We start from the raw sequence: 13,119 nt of genomic DNA, 5'->3' as shown, positions 1-13,119 counted from the left end.
GATTACGAACGAAATAGATTCAGCAGAAAAGTGGCGGCTCTCATAGGCAGCCATTTTTCGTTTTGAACCAGCAGTTCTATTTTCTGTAATTGTTGGGAAACCTCTGTATTTTGATAGAAACGCTCTTCCAGCGTCTGGCGAATAAGGGAATGCATCCATTCCAAGTTTTGCTGTTGGCGATTTTTAAGGTGAAACCCATCGGCCTTTGTTTGTGAATCAAATTGCTGAATTCGACTCCATATTTCGCTTAAACCTTGTTTTTCCAATGCTGAGCACGTCAGCACGGGTGGGAACCAACCACTGACATTTGGTGGAAATAAATGAAGCGCATTTTGGTATTCCACTACAGCTCGGTGTGCCGCAGATGTGTTGGTGCCGTCGGCTTTGGTAATTACTACCGCATCGGCCATTTCCATGATGCCTTTTTTGATTCCCTGAAGTTCATCTCCTGCGCCGGCGAGCATCAACAACAGAAAGAAATCAACCATTCCTTTTACGACGGTTTCAGATTGACCTACGCCTACGGTTTCAACTACTATTATTTCAAAGCCTGCCGCTTCACAAAGCAGCATGGTCTCGCGGGTTTTGTTGGCTACACCACCCAATGAACCGCTTGACGGTGACGGGCGAATGTAGGCCAACGGATCATGGGAGAGTTCTTCCATCCGTGTCTTATCGCCCATGATGCTTCCTTTTGAGCGTTGACTGGTGGGGTCAATGGCTAACACCGCCAATTTTTTGCCGGCAGTAGTCAATTCTTTGCCAAAAGCTTCAATAAAAGTGCTTTTACCAACACCCGGCACTCCCGTAATTCCGATGCGAATAGCCGAGCCGGTATGAGGTAAAAGTTGTTCCAAAACCGCCTGAGCTAAAACCCTGTCGGATAAGAGTTGGCTTTCGATCAACGTAATGGCTCGGCTGAGTATCAGCCGATCTCCCGACAATACACCTTCAAGATACGCTTCGACAGAGAGACGATTTTGCAAAACAACGGATAATTATAGATAGTAAGCACTTCCTTGGAAATCTTGGTAAAAATAGAATTTTGAAAGATATTTTACCGATTTACGACCCTTATTTTGCTTGAGGACTCGCAAAGGCTTCGGCCCATAATAAATCTTCCGGAGTGGTTATTTTGATGTTTTCGTAGCCTCCTTCGATGAGTGTGATGGGATGGCCCGCGTACTCTAAAACACTGGCACAGTCGGTAAAGAATGGTTGCTCGGGAGTATCAAAGGCTGCCCGCATCCAATCCAAACGAAATGTTTGAGGAGTTTGTACCAAACGATAAGCCGCGCGGTCAACGGATTGATTTGTGCCGTCCGCATCTAAAAAACGGATAGAATCTTTAAGGGAAACAGCAGTGATTGCGGTGCCTTTCTGCGCGGCTACTTCAAAACTTTCGGCAATAATGCGAGGAGAAACAAAGGGGCGAACTCCGTCGTGAACAGCTACCAATCCTTCTTTGGCGCTGATTCGTTTCAGGCCATTTTTAACAGATTGAAAGCGGCTATTACCTCCTGAAACGGTGACAATAGCGGGATAAAACTGGTATTTGTCGCAGAGTGCATACCATGCTTTCATCTCATTGGCAGGGAGAACCAATAAAATTTGGAGCGAAAAATCATAAGCGATAAACTTTTCAATGGTTTGCATTAAAATAGGTTTACCTGCTACGGGTATAAATTGTTTGGGTGTTTTACTTCCCATTCGAGTGCCGTTTCCACCGGCGACGATGATGGCAAATTTGGTCATAAAAAAATCGTTAGTAAACAGTCGTTAGCCGTCAGCATCAATACAAAACGCCACGAGAGACTGTCTACTAACGACTGTATAAGTGTTTAGTAGCTTACTTAAATAATGAGCATGGCATCGCCATAGCTAAAGAACTTGTACTTTTCTTTGATCGCTTCTTCGTAAGCTTCCATCACAAGATCGTGGCCGCCAAAAGCGCAAGTCATCATCAACAGGATGGACTCCGGCAAGTGAAGGTTGGTGAGCAACGAATTGGAAATCTTAAAGTCGTAAGGAGGGAAAATGAATTTGTCAGTCCAGCCTTCAAAAGGTTTTACGCGGTTGTTGGCGGATACCGATGATTCAAGCGCTTTAAGGGAGGTTGTCCCGATGGCACATACACGCTTACCTTTATCCAATGCTTCGTTGATCACATTAGAGGAGGCTTCAGTAATAGCGAAGTTTTCTGAATCAGTTTTGTGTTTTGTCAAATCCTCAACATCAACCTGTCGGAAAGTACCTACACCTACGTGCAATGTGATAGGGGTAAAGTTAATGCCTTTGATTTCCATCCGGCGTTGAATCACTTTCGTAAAGTGCATTCCTGCGGTTGGCGCGGCTACGGCTCCAACGTGTTGAGCGAAGATGGTTTGATAACGTTCACGGTCGGCATCTTCCACTTTCCGCTTAATGTCGCGGGGAAGGGGAGTTTCGCCCAATTCGTCGATGGCACGCATCAATTCATCGTGATTGCCATCGTACAGGAATCGAATAGTCCGTCCGCGAGAGGTGGTATTGTCAATGACTTCAGCAACAAGATCACTATCACCAAAATACAATTTATTACCAACCCGAATTTTACGGGCAGGGTCTACCAATACGTCCCAAAGCCGCATTTCACGGTTGAGCTCACGAAGTAAAAAAACTTCAATTTTCGCACCTGTTTTTTCCTTTTGTCCATATAAACGTGCCGGAAAAACTTTGGTATCGTTGACGACCATTGTGTCGCCTTCTTCGAAGTATTCTATAATTTCGGAGAATTTTTTGTGTTCAATCTTTTTGGTTTGACGATTTACTACCATTAGACGGGACTCGCCGCGGTCTGCAGGATAGAGAGCGATCAAGCTCTGAGGAAGGTCAAACTTAAACTCGGAAAGTTTCATATATCTTTTAGCTCAAAGACACCTAAAAAAAAAATAAGACCGCAAAAGTAGCAATAAACCGGCTATTATCAGCTACTTTACTCTTTTTTTTTACTATACGGTCGCTATTCAACCACATTTGGTGTGCCTTGGATTGAAAGATATCTTTAGGGAGCGATTGAAACGTCAAAGGTTATATTTACATCATCGCTGCCGGGCGTCACGGTACCATTTTTTACAGGCTGGCCATTGACGGGCGGTTGGTGCCGCAACTGTACCCGAAGAGTGCCCTGATTGGCGTTGCCGGTCACGGTATTTCCGGTTAAACCGATTGGGAAATTACGGCTGTCTTTATCGCCGGCGGTATAGGTAAGCAGTGAAGAGGGAGTAGGAGAAAATACCACTAAATGCTCATCCTGTTTGGCTTTTACTTCAGCGGTTATGTTATCGGCGGGAGTTTTGCTTTCATCCAAAAATTCAATTTCCAATTTATACGTACGGTTCGCTTTTAACGTAACTTTTGAAATTGCGGGAGCATTGCCGCCGTCGCCGTCTATGTCTTTCCATTCAAACTTTTGGACAGTTGTGGTGCCGTTTTCTGTAAAATTCAATCGTACGGTTGTGATCAATTCATTTTCATCTTCGGGTGCGGGTTCTTCCTTTGTGCCGCAGCTCCAGAAAAAAACAGTGAGCATAAATACCAAAGAAACGGTTAATAATGAGTGTGTTGATTTCATAAGTATAAGTTGTTAAAAATTCCATTTTAAACGTAATGAGCTGTTACGACCCTGTTCCAATGAATAATATCGGAATCGGTTGAGGTAATCGCGATAGGCGACATCAAATAGATTTTGGACGGTGATTCCCCAGCTTATCTTTTGCTTCTCTGTTAGAGGGATCTCGCCTCCCAATTGAATTGACCACAAATGATAGGCGGCGGGCGGCGGTATAAAATCGCTGTTGGGCGGTACACATTTTTGACTGTCAACCCATAAATGCCCGACAGAAACGAAGGAATCGTGCGAAAGGCCGGCTTTTCCTATTTTGTAGCGTAACCCATTTTCAAGTCGATTGGCAGGAATACCAACCAAATAGTTGTTGGCTGCTTGGTCATAGGCCCTTAGATAAGATAATTTACCGGTATGTTCCCAACGAGGAGTAATGTCCCACGAGGTTGTAATGTCTGCTCCGGAGAAGGTGGCGTCTGTCTGAACATATTTAAAATAGGGGAAAGCTCCGCGAATGGTCAGAATTGGTTCAGCCTGTGGTTTTAGGTAAATAAAATTTTGAATGAAATTGTGATAAAGTCCTATTTCTGCCCTAAACCGCTCGGAAGAGTATTCTGCATTGCCCATCAAATTATAAGCAGTTTCGGGGCGCATGGTTTCATCACCTTCTTCATACGCTGCGGCACCGTGATGCACGCCTTTGCTGTACAATTCATTGACGCTTGGCGGACGCCAGCCTGTGCCGAAATTCGCTCTGAGAGAAAGGTGTGAACTGGCATTAAACACGCTGCCAATCGTACCTGACCAACTGTTAAATTGGTGATTACGCTGATCCAAAGTTTGTCCGATGAATCGATATACATGCAGCCAACGCATATCGTACCGAAGTCCGGCTTCCCACTCCCATTTTTGCCGAATCCAACGTTCAATAATAAATGCACCTGCGTTAGATTGTTCGAAATCAGGAATTAAAGGTCGTCCATCCGTAAAGTTGTATTGGTGCAGGCCGCTGAAACCGATTTGCCCCGTGATCTCTTTGGCAATGGGTTTGTGTTCCAGAATCAGGTCGCTCGTTAAGGTCGTAATTCGAAAAAGCAAAGCGGGTTTAACGGTTGCCTGTGGTCCGTGCAGATCATACTCAGCCCGTTGGTTATACTGTCTGCCGAAAGTAAGCGAAAGTCGATTTCCTGAATACTGATAATTTGTTTTTACTTTCAACAGATCGTGGTCTACAAGTTGATTTGGACGCTCTATGGTGCGATTAAAACCTGTTTTGATAAATGGCTCTCCGTTTTTGATAACGTTGAGTAAGTCGGAGGTGCTTCCGATGTGTGAACCGGAAAAGATGCCCAGATCCGTGTGAAATTGGCTATAGAAAACTTCTGCCCCGAATTTGACAGAGCGATAACCCGCCGATGCCGAAAAATTCTGCTCACGAACACCTGTATTGGCTAAAAAATAATCAGGTGTTCGAATATTGCCGCCGTTTTTTAGCGTGCCTTGTACGCGCCACCCGAATCCTTTCCGGTTGTTCAGACCGCCTTCCAATGTTCCTGATAAAACACCTGTGCGGCCGTTGGTAAAGCCAACCGTATTTATTTCTCCGCGAATGGATTTGAATGTATGAGGTAATTCTTCCGGTTCCACCAGAATGACACCCCCAATGGCGTCTGAGCCGTAGCGCACACCCGATGCGCCTTTGACCACGGTCAATCGTTTGGCAATGAAAGGGTCTATTTCGGGCGCATGTTCTGAGCCCCATTGTTGCCCTTCCTGCCGTATGCCGTTATTGATGATAAGAATTCGGTTGCTGTGCAATCCATGAATGACGGGTTTGGCAATGGATGCGCCCGTTTGGAGCATGGTTACACCCACAATTTTTTGAAGTGCTTCGGCCAGGGTTTGACCGCGCGTTTGTTCCAGCGACTGATTTTGTAAGGAGGTTGAAGATTGCGTCAGAGAATTTACGCGTTTGGCCACAATTTCCACATCCTGAAGGTGGACTTCTTCTTCGCTGAGGTTTAAGTTTTCTTCCGCGCTGTGTTGGAGAGAAATCGTGGTTTGTGTTGTTTTATACCCAATGATCTTACATTCCAAGACATAAGTACCTTGGCACAAATGATCTATTTTATATTGACCTTCAGCATCGGTAGTTGTTACTTTAGAAGTGTTTTTGATGCTTAGTAAGGCACCGACAATTGGGCTTCCTGTCTCACGATCTTTGACCACACCTTTTACGAAGCAATCGCAATCCGGTGCAACTTGAGCAGATAGGTTAGTAACGCCAAGTAATGCAAAAAAGAGTAATATACTAAACAGACGAAGCACCCTTTGTGAAGTTTTTTCACAAAAGTATATTAAATGCAACTATGTTGCAAATATTAATTTTCAGATTCTTCGGCGGGAGTTTGGTCTTTGGGACGTTCGTAGATAAGTTTTCCTTTATCGTCCCACTCACTTATCAACATTCCTTCGCCGTCTTCGTACCAATAACGTGGATAACGGGTAATTTTTTTACGCTGCCGGCGATATTGGTAGTATTCATTCCAAGTACCAATCGGCAGGTCATTGTCATATTGGCCTTTGACCATGAGTTGGCCGCCATCGTAATATTTGAGATAATCACCTTTCCGTTTGCCGTAATGCACCGGAATCACTTCCAATACTTTGGTGTGAGCGGAGTCATAATAACTGACAATGGCATCAGCAGGGAATCCGCGTGACCATTTTGTTTTGTCCAACAAACGATAGTTGGCATCATAACTTTCCCAGCGACCATCTTTGGTGCCTACGTAATAATTGCCTTCTTCCGTTAAATTACCCGACACGTAGCGTTTATAAGGGCCGTGAAGAATAAGCGCCGATTCTTTGTCTTTAATGGCAGCTTTTGAAATGATTCGATTGCGGGAGTCGTACCAAAATACATCCAAGCCGTCGTACATCCGTGGGGAACGAGAATCTTTCAATACGTGAAATTCTTCCTGTGTAATTCGATCACCACTGCCCCGACTTATCGTCATGCGCACAATGGACAAGCCTTCATAGTCAGTATGAAATTTCTTCTTTTTCTTACGTTTTGCTTTTTCTGCTTTGCGGTATTCTTTGATCTTGAGACCTAAATCAGGAAGAGTTTCGGTAAAGAAACCAACAGCATCAGCAGGCTTTACGGGCTTGCCTCCGATGGTTGCACTACCTACGTCGGGTGTTGAAAGCCCCGCTTTTTGAAGCAAACTGTCTGCCTTTGCTTTTCTTTCCTGTAGCTTTTTGGTCTTTTTGTCGATTTTTTCCGACGCAGTTTGACCATAAGAAAGCTGAAAAGAAAACAACAGGGCAGCGAGAGCTATTGCCGGGAAGTAATTTTTCATAGTATAAGCTAACTGCTACAATTTCTCTTTAAGAATGATGATTCAAAACCACCAAAACTGTACCAACTTTTAACGCTGAATTTTGTAATTTGTTATAAGTGGGATAAATGTAGTGAAATACAACGATTTGAAGCAAGTATTTTCAATGCAGAGTATGCATAAGCAAGGTGAATTTTACGCATTTACATTTTTACCAATCGAATCACTTTTTGCCCCGCGTCGCAGCGCAAAGAGCATAAATAATAACCCGGCGACCATTGGATTCCGTTGATGGGAAGGGTATAACTTCCGCTTTGTGTCGTTCCTTCGCGTAAAACTTCCAGTTCTTTGCCCATTAGATCGTACAAGGCTAATTTTACATACATTGGCTTATTGACGGTGTACGTAATGCGTGTAAGGTCTATGAAAGGATTGGGGTAGTTTTGTTCTAAATTGAAATCAGGATTGCCGGCTTGCGTTGTAATTGGCAGAGGTTTGAAAATAGGCACAGTAGAGAATTCCTTATTACCCATGACACTGCGCGTCATCTTATTATCCAGTCCAAGATAATCCTGCAATACACTTGTATATATTTGACGGAAATCAAATTCGTATTTGATATCACCGTTGCTGTCTACATCGCTTAAAACGGGATTTTTTCCAATTAACCCTCCTAATACTGAATTGCCGATAACAAATAAAGGTGCTGCTGAACCATGATCGGTTCCCATGGTTCCGTTTTGGGTTACTCTTCGACCAAATTCAGAAAAGGTCATAACGACGACTTTGTCGCCTAAACCCCGTTTTTCCATGTCTTTTTGAAAAGCGGCCACTGCGTCAGAAACCGTTTTGAGCAAATTGGCGTGGGTTCCGGTAGTGGTGGCATTAGCCACTACTTGATTGGCATGAGTGTCAAAACCACCGATATTGGCCAAATAAAAAGGTGTTTGAAGCCCGCCGGCGATGAGTTCTCCGACAATTTTTAACTGAGTTCCAAGATTAGTTGTCGGGAAACCGGTTACGTTTTTGGCTGCACTGTCCCATTTTCTCTTTATAATATCAGAGTACGCAATGGATTGAGTGGCAATCTGCCGCATAAATTTTAATTCTTCTCCTGCAAGTGTATTGGGAATGGGGTCATTGTCGGCTGTAGAACCTTTGACCAAATTATAAAAATTATTGGGATCATTGAATACGACACCCGTTGAGCCCAAATCCGATTGAATCAAAAGCGATTCCACCGCGCCTAACTGAATAGCCATAGGTTGCTCAGGCATTTGGAGTGGAAACCCCGGATAAAGCTGTGTCAGATACCGACCGACCCAGCCTTCATCCAACACTTCATTGGCATCGGAAGCTGTTAGCCATATATCAGTAGAACGAAAATGCGAGCGACTGGGACTTGGGTATCCTACATTTTGGACAATGCTCATTTTGCCGTTGTCGTACAGTTCTTTGAAAGCCGTCATTGCCGGGTTTAAACCCATTTGACTTGTAAGCGGCAATACATTTTCTTTTTTTATGGCAATGTTTGCGCGTTTGCTGTAATAAAGCGGATTTTCGTAGGGAACCACGGTATTGAGGCCATCATTGCCTCCTGACAATTGGACCAAAACAAAGATTTTGCCATTGGTAGATTCTAAATTAATGGCAAACGGATTGTGCGAAAATGCCTTTACCGGAATGCCATTCATACCAAACGCAACTCCCCCCGAAATAAGGCTCAGTTGTTGTAGAAACTCCTTGCGGTTCATAGATTTTTACGTTTTGGATGAAGAACTAAGTAAGCTGGAATTCAGGTAACCGCATGATCGCCTTGAAAAAACCTTTAAGCTGCAAATCGGCGCCGGGCGTTCCGGTTGTCCAGTTGGCCAAAATAGTGCCTCCCAGCAACGTTTTCAGGAGTGAATCTCTTTTTTGAGTACTTATCGGGAATTGTAAAAAAAGAGTTATAATATCATCCACAAACCTGTCGGCCTGTTCAGACGTTTTGTACGTACGGGCATAATCTACGGGCGCGCTTATATTTTTGAATTGAACCGCTCTTGTATTGCCCATCATATTGGTAATGTTGTCAGAAAAGCTTCCTCGTGTTACAAAAGTGGTTGAATTGATCCATTCGCGTTGCCCAACCCAACCTTGGACATTTGGTGGAAAAAACAGCAATTGTTGCAGCGCCTGCGATTGCGAATATACATACGCCCAATCAGCAGTAGGATTGATTTGGGTAGTGGTCATATCAAAGGCCTTCAAAATTCCAATAGTTGTTTCCATTGGGCTTTTGATTTTTGCGCCTTTGTATTCGGTGTTATAAAATTCATTGGAGGTAAGCATAAAAGACAGGACAGGGCGAATTTCGTAGCTGTTTTTACGAAAAACGTCGGCCATTTGCTTTACGAATGTTTCGTTTGGCTTATAAAAAATGAATTCTTTGTAGAGCTTACGGCAGATGAATTCAGCAGCTTGCGGCTTTTCCAGAATAATATCGACAATATCGTTATACTTGAAATTGCCGGTTTTTCCAAAAAATGTTTTTGTTGTATTGGCAAAGCGATTTTGATTGAATACAGCAGTTAGGCCACTTACCTGCCAACCTGTAAAAGCCAAAGCGGCTTGTTTGATGTCAGTTTCGGTATAATTGCCGATTCCCAATGTAAACAATTCCATCAATTCACGCGCGTAGTTTTCATTAGGAGTTGTTCCGTTGCTTGATCGCCCGTCTAAATAATAAAGCATTGCGGGATCAATCGTAACATCTTTGGTAAGTTGTCGAAAATTTCCCCAGGCATTCTGCCTGAAAAGTGTATTTTGTATGTACATGTGCTGGGGATACGTGACCTTATCGCGGGCGGATACAAAATGGTTATGCCAGAACAACACCATTTTTTCCCGCATACTTACACCTTGTCCCAACAGTTGATTGTACCACCAATAAGTCATGCTGCGATAGCGGTCGCCGTTGGCAGCGGCAGTATTAGGAGCTTCAGTGATCCAGTCGCCCGGAGGAGCAGGGAGCGGGAAAGAAGCAAGAAGTTCTTTTTCAACAAAATCCTCTACTGTTGAGTAAGAAAGGGCTTTTTCTAAATCTTTGCGCGAATATCCAAACAAACACCGCGAAAGTAAATGCTTCGCGTTAGATAAATCCCAGGTTGGCATAGTGATAGATGTTGACGATTTGACTTAGGGAACACTATTCCCATTGACAAATTTGGATAAAAAAGGTTTAATATGCTAACCTATTAAATTGTTGATTATCAGACACTCAATTCCGGCCAAAGAAATAATTTTCTTGGGTATGTCTATTCAGTATCTTTGTTTTGAAGTTAAAACCGTATAGTTTTCTTTTTTGTGTTCCCTTTTTTACTTTAAAAAGTTAATCATGCAAATTGAAGTTTGTGCTTTTTCCATTGAATCCTGTTTAAATGCCCAGCGAGCGGGGGCCTATCGTATAGAGTTGTGTGGAGGTGTATATGAAGGTGGTACTACGCCAAGCTATGGCTTGATCCAACGCGCCCGATCTGTACTTTCCATTCAATTGTACGTTATGATTCGGCCACGGGGAGGAGATTTTTGTTATGATGATGAAGAATTGAATGTAATGCGTTTAGACATTCAGGCAGCCAAAAAAAGCGGAGCGGATGGCGTTGTATTGGGATTATTAAAACCCGACGGTAAAGTAGATATCGAACGTACCAAGGAGTTGGTTGATCTGGCAAAACCGATGGGTGTTACCTTCCACCGTGCTATTGATGTAGCCTCTGATCCTTTCGAAGCATTGGAAGCAATCATTCAAACCGGTGCCGAACGGATACTGACCTCCGGACAGCAAAATACGGCGGTTGAAGGAAAAGAATTACTACAGCAACTCGTGGAAAAGTCAGGGGGAAGAATAGAAATAATGGCAGGAAGTGGCGTAAATGCCGACAATGCATTGCTTTTAGCTGAAACAGGGGTGAATGCATTGCATTTAACCGGCAAATCAGTCAGGAGAGGAGCGATGATTTACCGGAAAGAAGACGTAAGCATGGCGTCTGTTTTACCGGCTGACGAATACGAAATTATCTATACTAATGAAGCGAATATTAAGAGATTAATAAAAAAGCTGGAAGGCGAAGCGATGAATTTTTAAATTTTTTTATTAATTTAACTCGCTAATTATCTTACAAGTAGCTACCTTTGAGCGCAAAAATTCACATTTTTTCTTGATCATGATTACTGAACCTTTAATGATTCAAGCCCAAACTGCACACAGCGGTATTGTAGGACAGGCCATTACCTACGAAAAGATTCCGACTCAGATTTATGCCGATGCCAAAGATGCATCAAGAGGCGTAGCGCAAGAGATTGCTGATTTGATTCGCAGCAAACAAAAAGAGGGAAAACCCTGCGTTTTGGGATTGGCAACCGGCTCTTCACCCAAAACGGTTTATGCCCAACTCATCAAAATGCACCGCGAAGAAGGCCTAAGTTTTAAGAACGTAATTTCGTTCAACTTAGACGAATATTATCCCATGCAACCGGATTCTATTCATAGTTATGTTCGCTTCATGCGTGAGCAACTTTTTGACCACGTTGATATTCCTCAGGAAAATTATTTTATTCCCGACGGTACCATTCCGCCGGCAATGATTACTGATTTTGCGCAACGTTATGATAATAAAATTAACGCAATGGGAGGCATTGACTTCCAATTGCTCGGGATCGGGGGAAATGGTCACATCGGTTTCAACGAACCGGGTTCATTGATCAATTCGCGCACTCGCCTGATGACGCTTGACCATTCTACGCGTGCGGCGGCGGCCATGGAATTTGGAGGTTTACATCAAGTTCCGAAAAAAGCCATCACCATGGGAGTAGCTTCTATCATCAATGCCAAACGAGTGGTGTTGTTGGCTTGGGGTGAGCGCAAAGCACCTATGATCAAGGCAGCAGTTGAAGGTCCGGTAACGGAATTGGTGCCGGCATCTTATTTACAGGCCCACCCCAATGTGGCTTTCTTTGTTGATGAACGTGCCGCGAATGATTTGACCCGCGTAAAAACTCCGTGGTTGGTTGATACCGTAGAGTGGGATAATTCGATGATCAAGAAAGCCGTAACGCATTTGTCGTTTACTCTTCAAAAGCCTATTCTGAAACTTACCACTAAAGATTATAACGATAATGGAATGAGCGATATGTTGGCCGCACATGGCTCAGCATACGATATTAATATTAACGTTTTCAACCAATTACAACATACCATTACCGGGTGGCCGGGCGGTAAACCCAATGCCGACGATACTCACCGCCCTGAACGGGCACTTCCTGCCAAAAAACGGGTGATCATTTTCAGCCCGCATCCGGACGATGATATCATTTCAATGGGTGGAACGTTCCAACGGTTGGTAGATCAGGGGCATGAAGTGCATGTAGCTTACCAAACGTCGGGCAATATTGCCGTAGCCGATGATGAAGCATTCCGTTTTATTGATTTTGTAGTAGACTATAACCACAAGTTTGGCATTGAAAGCCAAGCTGCGATGCAGATATTCAACGATGCGAAGGCATTTTTGAAACAGAAAAAAGACAGCGAAATAGATACGTCGGAAGTACGCTATGTAAAAGGATTGATTCGCAGAGGAGAAGCAAAAGCAACGTGTCGGTTTGTTGGAACAGATCATTTTCACTTTCTGGATATGCCTTTCTACGAAACCGGCACCATTCAGAAAAAAGGCATCAGCGATGCCGACATTAAAATTATTGCCAATTTGATCGAAGAAGTAAAACCGCATCAAATCTACGCAGCAGGTGATTTTGCCGACCCACATGGTACGCACAAAGTTTGTTGGGATGCCATTGAAGCGGCGCTCAAACAACTCAAACACAAAAACTTCATGAAGGATTGTTGGGTGTGGTTGTATCGCGGTGCCTGGGCAGAGTGGGATATTCACGAGATCGAAATGGCCGTTCCGATGAGCCCCGATCAGGTTGTCAAAAAACGCTACGGCATCTTCAAACACCAGTCACAAAAAGATGGTGTCGTGTTTCAGGGCGAAGACTCGCGTGAGTTTTGGCAACGTGCCGAAGAACGCAACAGCGGAACTGCGCTGCTTTATGACCAACTGGGCTTAGCGGAGTACGAAGCAATGGAAGCGTTTGTACGTTGGCATTTTTAGAGAGTAACTTCATAAA

10 protein-coding genes are annotated in these 13,119 nt (G+C 43.8%); 2 read left to right on the top strand and 8 right to left on the bottom strand.

The features are described 5' to 3' along the window. Positions 1-2: 2 nt before the first annotated feature. From meaB to ACQY73_RS18585, 8 genes are all read right to left on the bottom strand, one after another. On the bottom strand, positions 3-986 hold the full coding sequence (gene meaB / locus ACQY73_RS18620; protein WP_428653628.1) for a methylmalonyl Co-A mutase-associated GTPase MeaB: 984 nt from the start codon (positions 984-986) through the stop codon (positions 3-5). A gap of 88 nt (positions 987-1,074) precedes the next feature. Continuing rightward, positions 1,075-1,755 carry a 2-C-methyl-D-erythritol 4-phosphate cytidylyltransferase gene (locus ACQY73_RS18615; protein ID WP_428653627.1) on the bottom strand — a complete coding sequence of 227 codons (681 nt, stop codon included), beginning with the start codon at positions 1,753-1,755 and terminating at the stop codon, positions 1,075-1,077. A 98-nt stretch (positions 1,756-1,853) separates the two neighbouring features. Beyond that, the gene (gene queA, locus ACQY73_RS18610) at positions 1,854-2,897 is read right to left on the bottom strand and encodes a tRNA preQ1(34) S-adenosylmethionine ribosyltransferase-isomerase QueA (protein ID WP_428653625.1); all 1,044 of its coding nucleotides are present in this window, start codon (positions 2,895-2,897) and stop codon (positions 1,854-1,856) included. A 146-nt stretch (positions 2,898-3,043) separates the two neighbouring features. Next, complete coding sequence (locus ACQY73_RS18605; protein ID WP_428653623.1) at positions 3,044-3,613, bottom strand: hypothetical protein; 570 nt, start codon at positions 3,611-3,613, stop codon at positions 3,044-3,046. A 12-nt stretch (positions 3,614-3,625) separates the two neighbouring features. Next, positions 3,626-5,932, bottom strand: coding sequence for a TonB-dependent receptor (locus tag ACQY73_RS18600; RefSeq protein ID WP_428653620.1), 2,307 nt, complete (start codon positions 5,930-5,932; stop codon positions 3,626-3,628). 53 nt (positions 5,933-5,985) lie between these two features. Beyond that, complete coding sequence (locus ACQY73_RS18595) at positions 5,986-6,969, bottom strand: toxin-antitoxin system YwqK family antitoxin (RefSeq protein WP_428653618.1); 984 nt, start codon at positions 6,967-6,969, stop codon at positions 5,986-5,988. 182 nt (positions 6,970-7,151) lie between these two features. Further along, positions 7,152-8,702, bottom strand: a complete 1,551-nt coding sequence (locus ACQY73_RS18590) for a DUF1501 domain-containing protein (RefSeq protein WP_428653616.1) — start codon at positions 8,700-8,702, stop codon at positions 7,152-7,154. A gap of 25 nt (positions 8,703-8,727) precedes the next feature. Further along, positions 8,728-10,104 carry a DUF1800 domain-containing protein gene (locus tag ACQY73_RS18585; protein ID WP_428653614.1) on the bottom strand — a complete coding sequence of 459 codons (1,377 nt, stop codon included), beginning with the start codon at positions 10,102-10,104 and terminating at the stop codon, positions 8,728-8,730. A gap of 223 nt (positions 10,105-10,327) precedes the next feature. Between ACQY73_RS18585 and ACQY73_RS18580 the strand changes: the two genes are divergently transcribed. Both ACQY73_RS18580 and nagB read left to right on the top strand, forming a co-directional pair. After that, on the top strand, positions 10,328-11,077 hold the full coding sequence (locus ACQY73_RS18580; protein ID WP_428653612.1) for a copper homeostasis protein CutC: 750 nt from the start codon (positions 10,328-10,330) through the stop codon (positions 11,075-11,077). A gap of 79 nt (positions 11,078-11,156) precedes the next feature. Then, positions 11,157-13,103, top strand: coding sequence for a glucosamine-6-phosphate deaminase (gene nagB / locus ACQY73_RS18575; protein ID WP_428653610.1), 1,947 nt, complete (start codon positions 11,157-11,159; stop codon positions 13,101-13,103). Positions 13,104-13,119 lie beyond the last annotated feature (16 nt).

This window comes from Runella sp. (assembly GCF_965279615.1).
GTDB lineage: Bacteria > Bacteroidota > Bacteroidia > Cytophagales > Spirosomataceae > Runella.
Note: the sequence above shows the minus strand (reverse complement) of the source record. Positions and strands in the feature narration are given on the sequence as shown.